Below are 16,522 nucleotides of genomic sequence, written 5' to 3' on the forward strand. Positions count from 1 at the left end.
TTTTGTGAAAATAAATTACTGCAGCTAGATGCAACGACATGATTTGAATGACATGATTTGCGAAAAAACGGTGAAGCCTTCGTTATTTTCGCAAATCATCAAACACTAAGGAATCATGTCGTTGCATAGATACGACGACATGATTCGCGGGAGGATGGGATCCGCGCGGATTCATGGCGTCACTTTCGATGAGAGAAGCTTATGGAGGCCCGCATCCGGCCTTTGGGAACGGGCGCATGGGCATGCCATCGAAGAGCTGGGAAATGGATGAGGTCATATTGTCGTATGAAAGAAGCTGATAGAACCATGCGTTTTGAACTGTTGCACCCCGCCGATCAATTGGTGATGATCATGGAACGGATTTACGGCTACGGTATGACGACCACCTCGGGCGGAAACCTGTCGATCCGCGATGACAACGGCGATGTCTGGATCACGCCGGCCGGAGTCGACAAAGGCTCTTTAACCGGCCAGGATATTGTCCGGGTGACGCCGGACGGAACGGTGCTCGGGAAGCACAAGCCCTCCAGCGAGCTGCCTTTCCACCAGTCCATCTACAAAAACCGTCCCGACGTCAAGGCGGTGTTGCACGCCCATCCGCCGGCGCTGGTCTCATTCAGCATTGTCCGGAAGATCCCGGACACCCGGTTGATTCCCAATGCCACGCTGGTCTGCGGACCCATCGGTATGGCCGAGTACGGCCTGCCCGGCAGCGAAGACCTGGGCGCCAAGATTGCCACCGTCCTGCAGCAGGGGATCAATACGGTGCTGCTGGAGAATCACGGCGTAGTGGTGGTAGGCGAAGATCTTTTTCGGGCCTTTATGGCCTTTGAGACCCTGGACTTCTGCGCCCGGCTGGAGATCGAGGCCAACCGGATCGGCACGCCGGTCTCGCTGACCCCGAAGGATATCGAACTTTCCAAGAACAAGCAGCATGTGATGATGAACGAGTTCATCCCGCACAGCTTCAGCAGCGAAGAGCGGCTGGCGCGGAAAGAGATGTGCGAGCTGATTCACCGCGCCTACGACCAGCAGCTCTTCACCAGCACGCAGGGGACTTTCTCGACCCGGCTGAACGCGCAGTCGTTCCTGATCACCCCGTACATGATCGACCGGAAGTATCTGGAGACCAGCGAGATCGTACGGATTGACAACGGCCTGCGGGAGGCGGGCAAGGTGCCCAGCCGCTCGGTCATGCTGCATAAGTATATCTATGACATGCATCCGCACATCAACGCGGTCCTGATCGCCCATCCCCCCAATATCATGGCGTTTGCAGTGACCAAGGAGCAGTTTGATTCGCGGACCATCCCCGAAAGCTATATCATGTTGCGCAATATCCGGAAGCTTCCCTTCGGCTCCAGCTTTATGCAGCCGGCCAGCGTCGCCGAGTCCTTCACCAAGGAAAATCCCATCGTCATGATGGAAAACGACTGCATCATCGTCACCGGCAGCACGCTGCTGAACGCCTTTGACCGTCTGGAAGTGGCCGAGTACAGCGCCAAGGCGATCATTGCGTCGAAGAGCATCGGCGAGATCGCCATCATCGACCAGGAAAAGATCACGGAGATCGAGGAGGCTTTCAAGCTTTAACCGGGAAAATCCGGCCTCGGTCCGCCAGGACGCATCCGATGAAGCCGACGGTTCATTTCAAAGGAAAGCCGTCGGCTTCATTGCGATATTTTTGAGACGGCCCAGGAATTGGCCGGAAATGGGATTCATTTCCGCGGGTCTTTTTGATATACTAACATTCGGGGAGTCCATGGCCGGGCCAGGGAAGTCGGCTGGACGGCATCCCCGCGGAATTGTCGAGAAGCCACGCCCGGATGGGGCGGGAAAAGCGGGAGAGGAGTAAAGCAATGGAGTGCCCGGAGAAGGTCCGAGAGTTTTTGGGGCGGCAGAAAAGCGTCACCGCGGCCGTCGCCAATTTTATAGAGCAGTTTCAGGAGTTGGCTGGGGAGATAGAGCCGCCGGAGCGGGAGGCGCTGGCCCATTGTGTCCAGCAGATGTTTCGGAAATACTACTATTCGGTACTGGATCCCGATGCGCTGATTACGCCGGCGGGGATCGTCAACACCCTCTGCGAGCGAGAGTTCGGCCGGGGTTTCATGGTAGTCCCCGTCCTACGGGTCACCCGCCAGGACCCAAGCGACGAAGGCCTCGATTATCATCTCGTGCGGGTTCAGGCGGACCACCATCCACTGGTCGAGGATTTGAAATCTCTATTGGAGAGCGCGACGCGGGGGTTGGCCATGGAGCATCCCGGCATCCTGCTCCCTCGGGAGCAGGACAAGCTGAAAGCCGGCTTCTTTCTGGAAGATCGCCATTATCTCAACACGCTCGGACTGATCGCCCTGGAAGCCGGGCTTCTCGAATGCGAGGAGACGCCCTTCGGCATCACCGGCAAGACGGCGCCGGGTGCTGCCGAATTCCTCGACCTGGACGCGACGGAACAATTTGGGCGCCTGGTCGACGCCGCCATCCGGCTCTGCTCCAAGACGTTGGCCCAGGCCTTTCCGGAAGCGGCGCTGGAATTTACCGTGGCCAAGATCAAAGGGTTGCTCAAACATCCCGGCCGGCTGGAGGGGCTTTTGGAAGCAGTCTTGCGGCGAATGGGCGTTGATCAACAGCAGTTCGACGAATTGATGCTGACCGGCGATTTGGAACAGTATTCCCAAGCGGGCGAGGATGGTTTGGAGAATCTGACCAAGTTCCTCTGGCTCCAGGTCTATCTGGATCTCTACTTCTTTACGCCCTTCGGCTATTATCTCCAGTTGATCCAGCCGGTCTATCCGGAGGTCTACGATCTGGAGCTGGAAGTGGACGATCTCCTGGCCGAGCTGGATGATTTCAAAACGATGCGCAGCAAGCTGTTCGCGGCCGCCGCCGAATATGACCTGACCGTCCTGGGCGAGGACTGGCTGGCCCGGGGGGAGAAACCCCGCCGGGAGCAGGCGATCCCCGCGGACGTCGCTGACGAGGACTTGCTCCAGGTCGTATTGGCGAGCCGGGATTATCTGGATTTCGACGCGGAAGAGTTCGATGCCGACGCCGGCGATGACGAGGAAGACTGCTGCGAAGGGGAGGAGCATGAGGCATGTCATGCTCCGGCGGCGGATTGCGGGGAAAATGGCCAGGTCATCGACTTCTTGAGCGAGCGGAAACGGCGCCGCAAAGAGTCAGCCGGGAGATAAATTCATTTGGAAATGCTCTACCGAGTTGCATCCGGCGGCTGACGGCGGGTTATTGCAACGCCTTGCGCATGTCGTGATCCAATAACCCGTTCATTGCGATAACTCCGGGTTCCATCTATCAACTTGTATTTTGGAAAATGGCGAAGCCCTAATCCTGAAGACTAAAAGGATTAGGGCTTTTTTTACGCGGGCAGCAATCCTTTCCTGTTGAATAATTGTTCAAGGCATATTATTATATAAATTAGTTTATGATATAAACCAAATGTCACGACATGAACCCTGGCCGTTCCAATTATGTCGAGACACATCCAAAAGGAGTTCATAGTCATGAAAGATAAATCACAAGAGCTCACTCAATTGATCGATGATTTCCGTTATCTGAAAAATGCCGTGATGCGGACGAACCGGGTCTTCAAGTCCATCTCCTCCAAAACGCTCCGGCCGCTCTATCTTGCGACCGGCCTGCTGACGATCGGCTTTGCCGCCGCGATCCAGTGGTTGATGGGATACTACGGTTCGTACGGCGCCATCCCCGGAGCCATGAAAACCGTTTATTACAGCTTGTTGGGCATTCTGATGGTTTGGCTCTCCTATACCAAGGCGCGATTGATCCGCCAGAGCGTCCGGGAATTGGGCGCGGATCTTACGTTCCGGCAATTGCTTAAGGAAGTGTATACCCGGAATACGATGGCCATCGTCGCCCCCTATGGATTCGTGATCGGATTGGCTGTGTTTTTCCTGGTCAGCCACGGGTGGAGCGGTTATCTGGTCCCTTGTTTGGCGATTCTGTACGGCTTGATGATCCATTCCATGACAAATTTTTTGTACCTGACCGAATTGGTCATCGGAGGAGCCTGGCTGCTGGTTACCGGTTTTGGCGTCTTGTTTATTCTGGGTCCGGCTCAGACCACCCTAGCGCTCTCCGTCACCTTCGGAGTGGGCTTTATTGTCATGTATCTAGTCAGCCTGATCACTGCCAGGAATGAGCGGAACAAGGTGGGATGAACAAAATTGGCCAAATACGACTTTGACAAGATCATTCACGAGCGGGCCAGATTATTGATCCTCATCTATCTCGCCAGCAGCAATCAGCAAAAGGTCTCGTTCACTGATTTGAAAGAGAATCTCGATATGACTTCCGGCAACTTGTCGGTGCAGTTAACCAACCTGGAGCAGGCCGGGTATATCCGGAGCCAAAAGAGCTTTCAAAGCAAAAAACCGGTTACGAATGTCTCCTTGACTCCGGAGGGAGTGGCCGCTCTGAAAAAATACATGCTGGAGATGGAAGCGTTGATCAACACTTTTAAAAACTTAGAGCCATAAGAGTAATCATAAGGATCCTCGGCCGGAAATAAGACTCTCGCCGGAATGGGTGAAACGGGAAAAGGAGGCACTATCCAATGAGTGTGGTTACAGCGCAAAGAGTCGTCAAAAATTACAACCAAAATCGAATGGAAGCTCCGGCTCTGCGGGGAATCGACTTCGCCGTTGACGAGGGAGAATTTACGTCCTTAGCGGGCCCGTCTGGCTCCGGCAAAACCACGCTGTTAAATCTGCTCGGTTGTCTCGACCAAGCCACGGAGGGCCAATTATTCATTGACAACGTCGAGGTGGCGACGATGGATAAGATCCAATTGGCCAGATTGCGCCGGGATAAGATCGGCTTTATTTTTCAGACCTATAACCTGATACCGGTGTTGACCGCTTATGAGAACGTGGAACTGCCGTTGGTTTTATTGAAGAAATATCCGCCCGCGACCATCAGGGAGCGGGTCTTCAAAATCCTGGCCGACGTGGGGTTGAAAGGTTTGGAGCACCGGAGGCCGGCCGACCTCTCCGGCGGGCAGCAACAACGGGTCGCCATTGCCCGGGCTTTGGTGAAAGAGCCCAAGATCATCCTGGCCGATGAACCCACCGCCAACCTCGATTCGGAAAACTCCGAAGCCATCCTGGAATTGATGAAAGAATTGAATCAGCAGCGCCGGACCACCTTTATCTTCTCCACCCATGACCCACTGGTAATGAAATATGCCCGCCGCCTGGTGAGCATGCGCGACGGCCGGATCGTGAACGATGAGAGGAGGTAGGAATGATGCTCCGCTTTTATGCCGGTTTAGCCTTTAAGAACCTATTGCGCCATAAACGCCGGGCGATCCTAACTACCCTGGCCATTGCCTTTGGCATCTTTTATTACATCATCTTTGATTCGATGATGGCCGGGATGGACCGGGAATCGGTTCAGAATATGCTCAATCTGGAGGTGGGCCATATTCAAGTGCTCCCGAAAGCGGCCGCCGAGGAGAAATCAGTCAGTCTAAAGCATTTGATCCCCAACGGCCGGGCGGTTGTCGGGCGCATCGCCAAAATGCCCGGCATCAGCGGCGTTACGCCCCGGTTATTGTTTCCGGTATCGCTCACCACCGGGCTGGAAGAATTGCCGTTAACCGGCGTCGGGGTCGATCCGCAGCGGGATGCCGCAGTCTTCCGGATTCCCGGTTATGTCGCCGGGCGCTGGCTCCGGCCCGGAGAGGCGGCGATCGTTTTGGGAAAAAGCGTTGCCGAACTTCTCCAGGTGAAATTGGGGGATATGGTAACCATCCGGACCCGGACCCGGTTGAATACCTTTCAAGCACTCGACGTAAAGCTCGTCGGACTGATTGATTCGCCCAACCCGGCGGTGAACGAGAGCCAGGTCTTCATTCCGCTGGATACGGCGGAAAATGCCTTGGGAACCGCCGGTGCGATCTCGATGATTGTGGTCAAAACCGAATCGTTCGCCAATTTAGGACCGGTCATCCAGGCGCTCCGGCAACTGGATCCCCACGGAACGGCATTCCGGATCAAAACCTGGCGTGAGGCGGCCGAAGGGTTTTTGGCCGCCATGGAAGCGAAGCGCGGTTTTAGCTATGTCCTGTTGTTCCTGGTGGGAGTCATCTCTTTTATCGGGGTGGTCAACTCCGTCTTGCTGGCATCCCTGGAACGGGTGAGGGAGATCGGAATTTTGAAAGCCATGGGGATGACCGAAGCGGAGATTACCCGGTTGTTTGCCTACGAAGCCATGGGCATCGGATTGATGGGGGGACTGGCCGGGGTTCTTCTGGCGGTACTGGCCAATCTCTATTTGGTCAATCATGGTTGGGATTTTGCCAAAATGTACGGCGGCAGCATGGGGCTTTCAGTCGGCAAATTATATGGCGTCTGGAACTGGCCGGTTATCTTCGGCGCCGTCTGTTTTGGCCTGTTGGTCGCGATGGCGGCCAGCCTCCTCCCGGCGCGCAAGGCGGCCCAAGCGGACCCCGCCATCAGCTTGCGCAAAATATGATACCCAAGCGTAGCGGTTTGGTTCGGCCCATTTTATGAAAGTCCAATGCTATAGCAGGAGGGAGAATCATGCTTCAATTGATCCGTATGGCCTGGCGGAATCTGGGCCGACATCCGGGCCGGACCCGGCTGAGCCTGCTGGCGGTGGCCATGGGCGTGCTGGTAGTGATCCTGTTCAAAGGCTTTGTCGATGGCATGCTGGATACGATGCTCGATCAGAATATCAATTTAAACTCGGGCCATCTCCGGATCATCCGGCCGGAATACCGGGCCAAGGAGCGGCTCCTGTCCCTGGCCTATCCGGTGGGCGAGTCCGGGAAAACCTATTCCGGGCTTGTCGGAGATATCCGGAAGCTGCCGGAAGTCACTGAAGCCACCGGCCGGATTCGTTTTGGAATGATCCTGGCAACGGGCGAGGAGCAAGAAACCGTCCTGGGGATCGGCGCCGATCTGGCCGCCGAAAACCGGATCAGCCATTTGGACCGGTTCTTAACGGATCGCGGAGCCGGCCGGCTGCCGCGGCCGGGAAAACAAGAGATCATGCTGGGCGTCGACTTGTTGAAAAAACTCCGGCTGGAGGTGGGCGACAAAGTAAACGCCGTATTCAGCACCTCGCTCGGATCGTTTAAGGCCGCCACCTTCACTATTGTCGGCAAGATGGCCAGCGGTTTGAAAATGTTGGATGAAGGCACGGTATACCTGCCTTTGGATCAAGCCATGAGCCTGCTGGAACTGGAAGACATGGTCACCGAGATCGTGGTCTTCGGTCCCAACGCCAACCGCACCGGGAATCTTCAGCGCGAACTCCGGAACCGGCTGGCCGCCGGAGCTGAGAAACTCATGGTGATTCCCTGGAACCAGTATAATCAGTTGATTGTGACCATGGAACAGGCTCGCGGCGTCTATAACGGTTTTTACGTTTTCATGCTCATGCTGGCTTCGTTTGTAGTCTTTAACACCCTGACGATGGTCGTTGCCGAACGGTCCAAGGAGATCGGCATGTTGGCCGCCCTGGGAATGACGGCGCGTGAAATTCAGACCCTTTTCATCGTCGAAGGTTTGAGCATCGCCGTGCTGGGTAGCGCCGCCGGAACCATCTTGGGCGGGCTTTGCAATTGGATCTTGTCCCGAACCGGCATCGACATTTCGCAAACTTTAAAGATCATGCCGCCGGAGTTGACTTTCGCGCCCAAACTATACCCCTCGTACCGTGGGTCGGTTTTGCTCTTCAGTTTTGGCCTGGGGGTCGTCGTTACCATGCTGGCCGCTTACCTGCCGGCCCGCCGGGCGGCTGCTCTGAAACCGACCGAAGCGTTGCGCACGATTTAGCCGGAAAAGTGTTATATATAAGTTGAATTAAATTCCGTTTGATTCCATTTGCATTCGGCCTTCTATGCAAACGGCTTTGTTAAAAGTCGTTGCATTAGGAATGCAAATCTTATTAAGAAATTTATTTCATCCTATATGGTTGGCGGTGCTTGTTTTCCTGGTTGTCAGTTCCGGAAAGAGCCGTGATAAAGCCCAGGATACGAACTATAAACCAACCGTCCAAGAACCGGGGCGATTTACGGGGTTAACCAATTTTTAGGGGAGGATTCGCGATGAATAAAAATATTGGGGCATGGCTTTTCATGCTGTTCACGGTGTTGGCGGCCGCCGCCATCCCGGGACTTGAAGCCGCCGGGCTTTCGCCGGATGAAATTCTGGCCCGAATCGACCAAAATCATTTTTATCAATCAGCCTATACCGAATCGCGGATGGAAATCACCATCGGCAGCCGGAAGGTCACCAAAGCCATGCGCGGCTGGAACGAGGGCCGGGAGAAATCCTTTGTGGAATTCACCGACAAGCGGGACCAGTCCAGGATCTTAAAGCTCAAAGATGATCTATGGATATTCTCGCCCACGGCGGAGAGCGAGGTCAAGCTCTCCGGCGACATGTTGAGACAGGGCATGGCCGGCAGCGACTTTTCCTACCAGGATGCCTTGGAAGCCCAACATTTGCGGGATCTTTACCGGGCCAAACTCATCGGGGAAGCCACCATCGGCGACCGCCCCTGTTTCCTGTTGGATTTGATCGCCAGGGACAATGTGGAGGTCAGTTACTATCAGCGCAAAATCTGGGTTGATAAAGAACGTTTCATCGAACTCAAGGAAGAGATGTACGCGCCCAGCGGCAAGCTCTTAAAGGTCTCCAGCATTGAGAAGGTGGAGCAGTTTGAAAACCGTTATTATCCCACCGTGGTGGTGATGGCCGATAAGCTGCGCAAAAATTCCAGCACCCGGTTTGTCATTGAAAAGATTCAGTTCAACGTCCCGATTCCGGCGGGAACCTTCACCCGGCAACACTTGACCGGCCGTTAAGGAGGCAAAAGCATGCTGCGAAAGATCTGCGTCTGTGCGGTTTTCCTGCTATTGGTCTATGCCATGCCCGCCGGCGCGGCGGTGAAAGTGGAATGGGACGCCACCGCCGGCGGAGATGACGCCAATTCCGAGTTGGCGTGGCGGACCGGTTTCACCACCAGCGGCGACTGGTCTTTAGGGCCCCATTCCGTCTTTTTCTTGAAGAACCAGATCGCCATCGACCAAGCCGATGAGGAGTGGCAAGGGAAGTTGGAGCGCTGCTATATCCGGTACGAACAGGGGCCGGTCCGGCTCAACCTCGGCCGGCAGGGAGTCAGCTGGGGGATCGGCTGGTTCTTCCGTCCCACCGACCTCGTCACCCCGCTGACTCCGCTGGCCCAGGAAGAAACCAGGCCCGGCAAAGCTCTAGCGGTGTTGCGCTGGTCGACCTCGGCCTTGACGGCCGTGGATTTCATTGCCGGCGATGAGATGATCGGGGCCCGATCCGAATGGCGGATCGGACCTACCAACCTGCGGCTGCTGGGTGTCTACCAACCGGGGTATATCCACTCGCTGGGGTTTGATTTTCAAGGGGGGTTGGCCGGATTTTACGGGGAAGGCGCCTACCATTGGGCCGAAGCTTCGTTCGACCAGGGGGAATTGGCGGGCTTGGTCGGCTGGCGCAAAGTGCTGCGATCGGGCAATCAACTGTATCTGGAATATTACCGGAACGATCTGAGCAAGGCCGGGCCGGAATTGGCCGCGCTTTGGTCGGAAAACAAGAACCGGGAGCTGCGATATTCCAATCAGAATTATCTGGCCGTGGGGCTGCAAATCCCTTGGGACCAGCTGACCACTTGCAGCATTACCGCGATCGCCAATCTGGACGATGGGGGCGTGATTCTGCAAGGAATCGCCGACGTTCAGCTCAGTGACAATCTTACGGTGCGGGGCGCGCTGATGACAGTCGCCGGAGCGGGCGGCACCGAGTTTCGGACCAGGGTACAAGGCGCTAAAGTCGGGGCTACGGTGGAGATGAAGTATTTTTTTTGAACTGGTTTAGAGATAATCCCCGGACGATGATGGGAACGATCCATCCCGCCTTCAAGGCGGGATGGATCGTTTTCGTATCCGGATGTCGGGAGAAGCATCGTTTCATGAGCTTTGTGAATGATAGGGTGACCGGAATAATTGATAGTCAGATATCAATTCAGCCTTGCGGCAAGGCCGACTCCGGCGAGGCGTATTGCCAGTTCCGGCCATCCATCTCCCGGATGAAACGGACCACCTCGTCGACTAAGACGCGGACCATCTTTTGGCCCTTGCCGGCAGTGGCTTTGCTGGGGTCGCCGGTGGCCCCGGTATTGGTCAGCTCGGCGAAATTCCATTTGATCTCGATATTCTCAGGCAGATTGGGCACCACCCCTTTGGCGTGCTCCATCTGGATCAGCTCCGGGAAGAGCGCCAGCCCGATGGAGGTTTCGCCTTCGCCGGCGTGGCCCAGGCCATTCCAGACCGCGAAGGTGTCTTTGGGCAACAGTTTGCCGGCAGTGACCCACCAGGCGTCGAGGGTGGCGATCTTGGCCCGGGGATGGGCCAATTTGATGGCGCGGGCGGCGATCTCAATCGGCGCGATGTTGCCGTCGTGGCCGTTCATGATGAAGATCTTCTCGATGCCGTTCCTGACGGTGCTCTCCAGAATATCCTTTAACACCGCGATCAACGTTTCCGGGCTGAGGGTCAGGCTGAACGGGAAATGGGCGTAGTGCTGGCTCATGCCGACGTTGACCGGCGGCAGGACCAGCAGGCCTTCGACCTGTTCGGCCACACGTTCCGCCAGCATCGAGGAGACAAAGGTGTCGGTCCCGAAGGGCAGGTGATAACCGTGGTTTTCACACGAACCCACGGCAATGATGGCTTTGTCAAATTTGGGGCCGGTCCGATATTGATGGCCGGTCATTTTTTGCAAGATGCTCATCAGGCAATCTCCTTTGCAAATGAATTGGGAAAGGACCGCGGCCTCGACTGAACGCCGCGGCCCCGGTCCGGATGGAACGGCTGAACTTTAGGGAGTGACTTCCTTCACGAACTTGAATTGGTCATTGACCACTTGCAGAACGGAGACTGACTTCTTCGGAACCCGTTTGCCAGCCTCGTAGGTGATGGTCCCGGTGACTGCCTTGAAATTGGCGGTTTTGGCCAGGGCGTTGCGGATCGCCGCCGGTTTGACCGACTTGGCCCGATCCTGTGGCGGAGACCGCCGTTCGATCTTTTGTGAAAGAAGATCGATCGTTTGTGGATAAAGATCAACCTTTTGTGAATCAAGATTGATCTGCTGTGGATAAAGGAGATGCTTGAGTCGTTCCGGATCGATCTTTTATGAAAGAAGATCGATCATTTGTGGATAAAGATCTTCCTTTTGTGAATCAGGATCGATCTTTTGTGGATGAAGGAGATGCTTGAGCCGTTCCGGGTCGATCGTTTGTGAATCAAGATGGATCGTTTGCGAATGAAGGAGATGCTTGAGCCGTTCCGGGTTTCACCGGGTGACGATGGAGAGGGATGGGGGGAATTTATAAAATTTTTAAAGATTTTTATACTTCGTTTAGACCCTCTTTCAAAGCTTTTTAATCTCCCGCATTATAATGGCCTCATTCCATCAAACTAAGGAGGTCTTCGAATGAATAAAGTGCAACTGATGTACGATGTGGTCAAGGCGTTGCGGGAGAAACAGGTGTTGCAAGGCGCTTTCCAAGTGGAGGGCAGGAAGGACGGGGCGGCTGTCTTTCACCTGGCGACCGAGTTTGAGAAAAACACGGCGACCGGAGAATGCCGCTCCAAGATCCGGACCGAATACGACTATGAGGGACGGCGGCTGAAGCACGAGAGCGAAACCGAGCTGAATCTGCCGGAATTTCAGGGACCTTGGCCCGGGCGCTGCGGCCTGATGCGGCATTGGCACGACCATTGCAGCATGATGCTGCATGGGCACGACCACTGCAGCATGATGCTGCGTGGGCACGACCATGGCGGCATGATGCAGCATGGGTACGGCCACCGTCATCACGGACCGTTCCGGATGGACGGACCCGAGGGGATGGGACCGGGCTGCGGACATTTCGGCCGGCATGGCGGTTTCAAGGAAGGGCTGGACCGGCTGGCCTTTTTGCTGCAGGTCTTTCAAAATACGCTGCTGACGGAGGAGGAGCAATGCTATGTACTCTCCTTCCGGCTGGCGGATATACCGGAGGAACTCCGGCGGGCGTTCGGGGAAAGGATGAACCGGGAAGAGCTGCGCGGCCACTGGGAGCACCATCCCCATTGCGGCATCCTCAAAGAATTGCATGGGCTGGAAGAGCCGGAAGCGGAAGTGCACGTCATCGTCAATAAGCAGAAAGAGCTCCAGAAGGTGGACTGGGCGCTGCGCGGCGTGGGCCGGGATGAGAGCGGCGCGGGGCACGAGTGGGACATCAAGGCCGAATTGAGCCTGGACTGGTAAAGAAGGGTTGCCGCGGCCCGGCGCGGCCGGATGCCCGCCGGGGAACGGCGGGCGCTGCAATTTTTATTTGCGCCGGCGCGGGAAGCATAGTATGATCGCTGTATGGGAGCTGTGATGAATCCGGCTGAAAGCCGAGGAAGGTCACGGCGATTGCCCGGGCGAGGAATAAAGTCGTTTTTGAACCTGTTGGCAGGCGGATTTCCGGTTCCCAAGACTTTATGGCCCGGGCTGGTGAGGGCGAAAAAATAACCGAAAAGAGCGTGAGGGATGAAGACGCCGCGGGAGATCCGGGATTGGCTGGCCGCTTTGCGGCGCTGGGGCGACGAGCGCCGGCGCGAACGCCGCGAAATGGCCGCCGAGTTCAGGCGCGAGAATGCCAAGTTCCACCAGTACCTGCGGGATCATGCCCGGCTTCACCGGCAGCACCATGGGGGTCATCCGGGCCACTATCCGGGAGCGGGGCCGGATCCTTTCTGGCCTCACCACCACCACCAGGAGGAACTGCGCCAGCGCCGCCAGATGCAGGCCCGGTACCACCAGTTCAGCCGGTACCACCGCCGCCTCCGCTTTATCCGGCCGCTGATCCTGTTATTGAACCTGACCATCTGGTACCTGATCTTCCGCTATCTGGGGGTCCGGATCATCGCCGTCGGCTTTGCGATCCTGATCAGCGTGGGCGGGATCTACGAGTTGTTTTTCCTGCGCCGCCTGGAAAAGCAGGTCTTTAACCCCATCGACCAGTTGAAAAAAGGGGTGGAGGAGATCGCCAGGGGCAATTACCAGGTGCGGATCGAGTGCGACGTCTTGAATGACCTGACGCTGCTGGTGGCCTCCTTCAACGACATGGCCGAAAAGCTGCAGGAGAGCGAGAAGCTGAAGAGCGAGTACGAGGAGAACCGCAAGACGCTGATCGCCAACATCTCGCACGATCTGAAGACGCCGATCACCTCGATCCAGGGTTATATCGAGGCGCTCCTGGAGCGGGGCGATCTGTCGGAGGCGGACCGCCAGAAGTACCTGCGGATCATCGAGTACAATACCGCGTACATGAACCGCCTGATCGACGACTTGTTCCTCTTCTCCAAGCTGGATCTGGACAAACTGGAGTTTCAGTTCGAAACCATCGCGGTCCGCGACTTCATGGCCGACCTGCTGGGAGAGTTCCGCCTGGAACTGGAGGAGAAACAGGTCCGCCTGGAGTATGAGGACCGCCTGGACTGCGAATGCGCGGTATGGATCGATCGCAAACGGATCCACCAGGCGATCCGCAACATCATCGGCAACGCGGTCAAATACGGTCCCGAGCAAGGGTTGGCCATCCGGGCCGTCCTCTGCCGCCGGGAGGATTGGGTCCGGCTGGAGCTGCGGGACAACGGCCCCGGCATCGCCGAGGACAAGTTGCCCTTCATCTTCGACCGCTTTTACCGGATCGATCCCGAGCGGACCAAGGACGCGATCAGCACCGGCCTGGGACTGGCCATCGCCAAGGAACTGGTGGAGGCCCACGGCGGGTCGATCGCGGTGGCCAGCGCCCCCGGCGCGGGCAGCTGTTTCACCATTGAATTGCCGGCGCTGGAAACGCAGGGAGGGGACGGGAATGAAACGGATTCTGATTATCGAGGATGACCAGAACATCGCCGAACTGGAACGGGATTATCTGCAACTCAACGGGTACCGGGCGGAGATCGTCCGGGACGGGGAGGCCGGAGCGCGGGCGGCGCTCTCGGGCCGCTACGACGTGATCGTGGTCGACCTGATGCTGCCCAAAAAGGATGGGCTGACCATCATCAAGGAAGTGCGCCAGAAGTACGAGATCCCGGTCCTGGTGGTCTCGGCCCGGAGCGAGGACATCGATAAGATCCGCGGCCTCGAGCTGGGCGCCGACGACTATCTGACCAAGCCTTTCAGCCCGGCTGAGCTGGCGGCGCGGGTCAAGTCGCACATCAAACGGTATGAGCGGCTCAAAGGCAATCTCGCGGCCAGCGAAGTGATCAACCACAAGGGGCTGGAGATCAATCCCGCCTCCCACAAGGTCCTGGTGAACGGGAAGGAAGTCCAGCTGACGACGAAGGAGTACGAGTTGCTGCTGTTCCTCGCCTCCCATCCCAACCAGGTCTTCACCAAGGAGCATCTCTTCGACGCGGTCTGGGGCAACGATTACTACGGCGACTCGGCGACCGTCCCGGTCCATATTCAGAAGGTCCGCAAGAAGATCGAGCGCGACCCGGCCAATCCCGAATTCATCGAGACCTTGTGGGGGACGGGTTATCGCTTCAACTCCAACTGAGGGAGGCCCGGACCGCTGGGAGCCTGTGCGGGTCATCGCAACCGGAACCATGCGCCGAGCTTCTAGATCCCGGCCGGATACAGCTTCCGGTAGTGGACGGTGGCGAGGGAAAACCAGCCGAGCGCCGCCAGAAACCGCAGGAACGGGTTCCAATGGAAATATACGAGCAACCCCATTTGGTGATAGACGGCATCCAGCGCGGCGCTGATAAAAGAGAACATCGCGATATACAGCGGCAGAACGTACCATTCCTTCTGTTTTGGCAGAAAATAAAAGTAAATCATCGTCGCTATATAGGCCATCTAACGAACGAAATTGTGTTCATTTTGGGCGCAATATTTTGAAATGATCTTGCAAACTCATACGTAACCAGGTTTTACAGAAACATTTTTGGAATCAGACTGATCCTTGCCGCGCTAATTGTCTAAAACCTGACCTCTCTCCCTGTTCCCTCCCCGGCGGTATTTCATCCGTGAACCGCCGGACTCTATCCTTCCTGGACATGGCCCGGCGAAGTTATTTCTGATGGTAGACTCGACGGGGAGGGGTGAATTGCCACAAATTATTGCGCCCATTTTGGGGTTTTATCTTTGGCCTATTTCCGTTTGATTCACGTAAAAACTTACCTTTTTGCATAAACATTGGCCCTCGTTTCAAGCGATTGACCCCTCCCCGTCGAAATGTCTATCTGAATTCGCTTCGCCGGGGAGAGGTCGCTTTTGGACTTGCTTTATCTCTCTATTGATCTCCCAAAACCTTTTTGGTTCCGGCTTCGCCGGGATAGGATGAAATAAATTTCTGTACTAAGATTTGCATTCCTAAGGCCGAATGCAAATGGAATTAAAACGGAATTTATTTCATCCTATTTCAGCGGTAATAAGTTGAATTAAATTCCTTAATTTATGCGTTATTGCGATGTATCATAACCAAAAAACGGAAAATGATACGGCGGCATCGAAAAAACAAGCAGCCGCCCTTGCAACGGGTTGAGCTGCTTGTTGGATACAGCGCGAAGATCATCAAAACACGATGCCCATCAGGCCAGGACGTCGATTTGCTGGACGAAGCCGGCGCTGCCGTCCTCGCGGAGGAACAGCCCGGATCGTTGAATCTATCCGGCCGGCCGGTTCGCGGGGAAAGCCGGCGGCGGGATAGCCGGGTCTGCTTGAGCGTCAAGGAGGAGATCCAATGGATCATCATCGGGACTGGTATTGGGAGCAACGGGTGGCGCGGGTCATCGCCAACCTGGAAAAGCATAATATGGCCGGTTTCTATGTTCAAGATGAAGTCCAACTGCTGGCCAAGGTGGAAGAATTGATCCCGGAGGGGTCGGTGGTGGCGGTGGGCGATTCGCTGACCCTTTTTGAGACCGGGGTGATCGGCTTGTTGCGCGGCGGCAGGTACCGGTTTCTCGATAAGCACCGCGAAGGCTTGACGAGCGCCGTCAAACGTGAGATTTACCTGGCCAGTTTCAGCGCGGACACCTTCTTGTGCAGCACCAACGCGTTGACGGAAGCGGGAGAGCTCTACAATGTCGACGGCAACGGAAGCCGGGTGGCGGCGCTGTTGTACGGCCCCGAGCAAGTGATCGTGGTGGCCGGGAGGAACAAGATCGTCGCCGATCTGGATGAGGCCCGACAGCGGGTGCGCCGTTACGCCGCGCCCCTGGACGCCAAGCGGCTCGGCAAGCGGACGCCCTGCGCCAGTCTGGGCCATTGCCTCGATTGCGACAGCCCGGAACGGATCTGCAACGATTATGTGGTGATCAAGCGCCAGTTCATCAAGGGGCGGATCAAGGTCATCATCGTCGGCAAGGACTTGGGGTATTGAATCGATTTCTGCCGGAACTCAACCGTCGCTGGGGAATGACCGCATTTCC

At 56.3% G+C, this 16,522-nt stretch carries 15 protein-coding genes; 13 read left to right on the plus strand and 2 right to left on the minus strand.

What is annotated here, in order from left to right; genetic code table 11:
• Positions 1 to 306 precede the first annotated feature (306 nt).
• From EDC14_RS02375 to EDC14_RS02415, 9 genes are all read left to right on the plus strand, one after another.
• Positions 307 to 1,593, plus strand: a complete 1,287-nt coding sequence (locus tag EDC14_RS02375) for a class II aldolase/adducin family protein (RefSeq protein WP_132012746.1) — start codon at positions 307 to 309, stop codon at positions 1,591 to 1,593.
• A 266-nt stretch (positions 1,594 to 1,859) separates the two neighbouring features.
• Positions 1,860 to 3,194, plus strand: coding sequence for a hypothetical protein (locus EDC14_RS02380; RefSeq protein ID WP_132012578.1), 1,335 nt, complete (start codon positions 1,860 to 1,862; stop codon positions 3,192 to 3,194).
• Positions 3,195 to 3,521: 327 nt separating this feature from the next.
• A complete protein-coding gene (locus EDC14_RS02385; protein WP_132012579.1) occupies positions 3,522 to 4,199 on the plus strand; it encodes a hypothetical protein in 678 nt (225 codons plus the stop codon).
• Positions 4,200 to 4,205: 6 nt separating this feature from the next.
• Positions 4,206 to 4,517, plus strand: a complete 312-nt coding sequence (locus EDC14_RS02390; protein WP_132012580.1) for a winged helix-turn-helix domain-containing protein — start codon at positions 4,206 to 4,208, stop codon at positions 4,515 to 4,517.
• A gap of 77 nt (positions 4,518 to 4,594) precedes the next feature.
• Positions 4,595 to 5,281 carry an ABC transporter ATP-binding protein gene (locus EDC14_RS02395; RefSeq protein WP_132012581.1) on the plus strand — a complete coding sequence of 229 codons (687 nt, stop codon included), beginning with the start codon at positions 4,595 to 4,597 and terminating at the stop codon, positions 5,279 to 5,281.
• Positions 5,282 to 5,286: 5 nt separating this feature from the next.
• Complete coding sequence (locus EDC14_RS02400; protein ID WP_207930694.1) at positions 5,287 to 6,516, plus strand: ABC transporter permease; 1,230 nt, start codon at positions 5,287 to 5,289, stop codon at positions 6,514 to 6,516.
• 68 nt (positions 6,517 to 6,584) lie between these two features.
• Positions 6,585 to 7,844: an ABC transporter permease gene (locus EDC14_RS02405; RefSeq protein ID WP_132012583.1), complete on the plus strand. Its 1,260-nt coding sequence runs from the start codon at positions 6,585 to 6,587 to the stop codon at positions 7,842 to 7,844.
• Positions 7,845 to 8,116: 272 nt separating this feature from the next.
• Positions 8,117 to 8,878 (plus strand): outer membrane lipoprotein-sorting protein, encoded by a 762-nt coding sequence (locus tag EDC14_RS02410; protein WP_132012584.1) that lies wholly within the window; start codon positions 8,117 to 8,119, stop codon positions 8,876 to 8,878.
• A 12-nt stretch (positions 8,879 to 8,890) separates the two neighbouring features.
• Entirely contained in the window at positions 8,891 to 9,910 is a 1,020-nt protein-coding gene (locus EDC14_RS02415) for a hypothetical protein (protein ID WP_132012585.1), read from the plus strand.
• A gap of 157 nt (positions 9,911 to 10,067) precedes the next feature.
• Here EDC14_RS02415 and EDC14_RS02420 read toward each other — a convergent pair whose 3' ends face one another.
• Positions 10,068 to 10,835, minus strand: a complete 768-nt coding sequence (locus EDC14_RS02420) for a creatininase family protein (RefSeq protein WP_243662772.1) — start codon at positions 10,833 to 10,835, stop codon at positions 10,068 to 10,070.
• A 702-nt stretch (positions 10,836 to 11,537) separates the two neighbouring features.
• Here EDC14_RS02420 and EDC14_RS02425 point away from each other — a divergent pair.
• From EDC14_RS02425 to EDC14_RS02435, 3 genes are all read left to right on the plus strand, one after another.
• Positions 11,538 to 12,356 (plus strand): hypothetical protein, encoded by an 819-nt coding sequence (locus EDC14_RS02425; protein ID WP_132012586.1) that lies wholly within the window; start codon positions 11,538 to 11,540, stop codon positions 12,354 to 12,356.
• A 267-nt stretch (positions 12,357 to 12,623) separates the two neighbouring features.
• The gene (locus EDC14_RS02430) at positions 12,624 to 13,982 is read left to right on the plus strand and encodes a sensor histidine kinase (protein WP_243662773.1); all 1,359 of its coding nucleotides are present in this window, start codon (positions 12,624 to 12,626) and stop codon (positions 13,980 to 13,982) included.
• A complete protein-coding gene (locus tag EDC14_RS02435) occupies positions 13,954 to 14,643 on the plus strand; it encodes a response regulator transcription factor (RefSeq protein WP_132012587.1) in 690 nt (229 codons plus the stop codon). The genes EDC14_RS02430 and EDC14_RS02435 overlap by 29 nt, the downstream gene beginning before the upstream one ends.
• Before the next feature lie 62 nt (positions 14,644 to 14,705).
• On the opposite strand, the gene EDC14_RS02440 is transcribed toward EDC14_RS02435, so the two are convergent.
• Positions 14,706 to 14,927: a hypothetical protein gene (locus EDC14_RS02440; protein WP_132012588.1), complete on the minus strand. Its 222-nt coding sequence runs from the start codon at positions 14,925 to 14,927 to the stop codon at positions 14,706 to 14,708.
• A 904-nt stretch (positions 14,928 to 15,831) separates the two neighbouring features.
• On the opposite strand from EDC14_RS02440, the gene EDC14_RS02445 reads away from it, so the two are divergent.
• The gene (locus tag EDC14_RS02445; protein ID WP_132012589.1) at positions 15,832 to 16,473 is read left to right on the plus strand and encodes a lactate utilization protein; all 642 of its coding nucleotides are present in this window, start codon (positions 15,832 to 15,834) and stop codon (positions 16,471 to 16,473) included.
• Positions 16,474 to 16,522: the final 49 nt, after the last annotated feature.

Origin of the sequence: Hydrogenispora ethanolica, from assembly GCF_004340685.1 — a bacterium.
GTDB lineage: Bacteria > Bacillota > UBA4882 > UBA8346 > UBA8346 > Hydrogenispora > Hydrogenispora ethanolica.

What these genes read in the sequence shown, in the direction of transcription:
- EDC14_RS02375 (WP_132012746.1), top strand. Translation starts at nt 307, where the DNA reads ATGCGTTTTGAACTGTTGCACCCCGCCGATCAATTGGTGATGATCATG.
- EDC14_RS02380 (WP_132012578.1), top strand. Translation starts at nt 1,860, where the DNA reads ATGGAGTGCCCGGAGAAGGTCCGAGAGTTTTTGGGGCGGCAGAAAAGC.
- EDC14_RS02385 (WP_132012579.1), top strand. Translation starts at nt 3,522, where the DNA reads ATGAAAGATAAATCACAAGAGCTCACTCAATTGATCGATGATTTCCGT.
- EDC14_RS02395 (WP_132012581.1), top strand. Translation starts at nt 4,595, where the DNA reads ATGAGTGTGGTTACAGCGCAAAGAGTCGTCAAAAATTACAACCAAAAT.
- EDC14_RS02400 (WP_207930694.1), top strand. Translation starts at nt 5,287, where the DNA reads ATGCTCCGCTTTTATGCCGGTTTAGCCTTTAAGAACCTATTGCGCCAT.
- EDC14_RS02405 (WP_132012583.1), top strand. Translation starts at nt 6,585, where the DNA reads ATGCTTCAATTGATCCGTATGGCCTGGCGGAATCTGGGCCGACATCCG.
- EDC14_RS02410 (WP_132012584.1), top strand. Translation starts at nt 8,117, where the DNA reads ATGAATAAAAATATTGGGGCATGGCTTTTCATGCTGTTCACGGTGTTG.
- EDC14_RS02415 (WP_132012585.1), top strand. Translation starts at nt 8,891, where the DNA reads ATGCTGCGAAAGATCTGCGTCTGTGCGGTTTTCCTGCTATTGGTCTAT.
- EDC14_RS02420 (WP_243662772.1), bottom strand. Translation starts at nt 10,835, where the DNA reads ATGAGCATCTTGCAAAAAATGACCGGCCATCAATATCGGACCGGCCCC.
- EDC14_RS02425 (WP_132012586.1), top strand. Translation starts at nt 11,538, where the DNA reads ATGAATAAAGTGCAACTGATGTACGATGTGGTCAAGGCGTTGCGGGAG.
- EDC14_RS02430 (WP_243662773.1), top strand. Translation starts at nt 12,624, where the DNA reads ATGAAGACGCCGCGGGAGATCCGGGATTGGCTGGCCGCTTTGCGGCGC.
- EDC14_RS02435 (WP_132012587.1), top strand. Translation starts at nt 13,954, where the DNA reads ATGAAACGGATTCTGATTATCGAGGATGACCAGAACATCGCCGAACTG.
- EDC14_RS02440 (WP_132012588.1), bottom strand. Translation starts at nt 14,927, where the DNA reads ATGATTTACTTTTATTTTCTGCCAAAACAGAAGGAATGGTACGTTCTG.
- EDC14_RS02445 (WP_132012589.1), top strand. Translation starts at nt 15,832, where the DNA reads ATGGATCATCATCGGGACTGGTATTGGGAGCAACGGGTGGCGCGGGTC.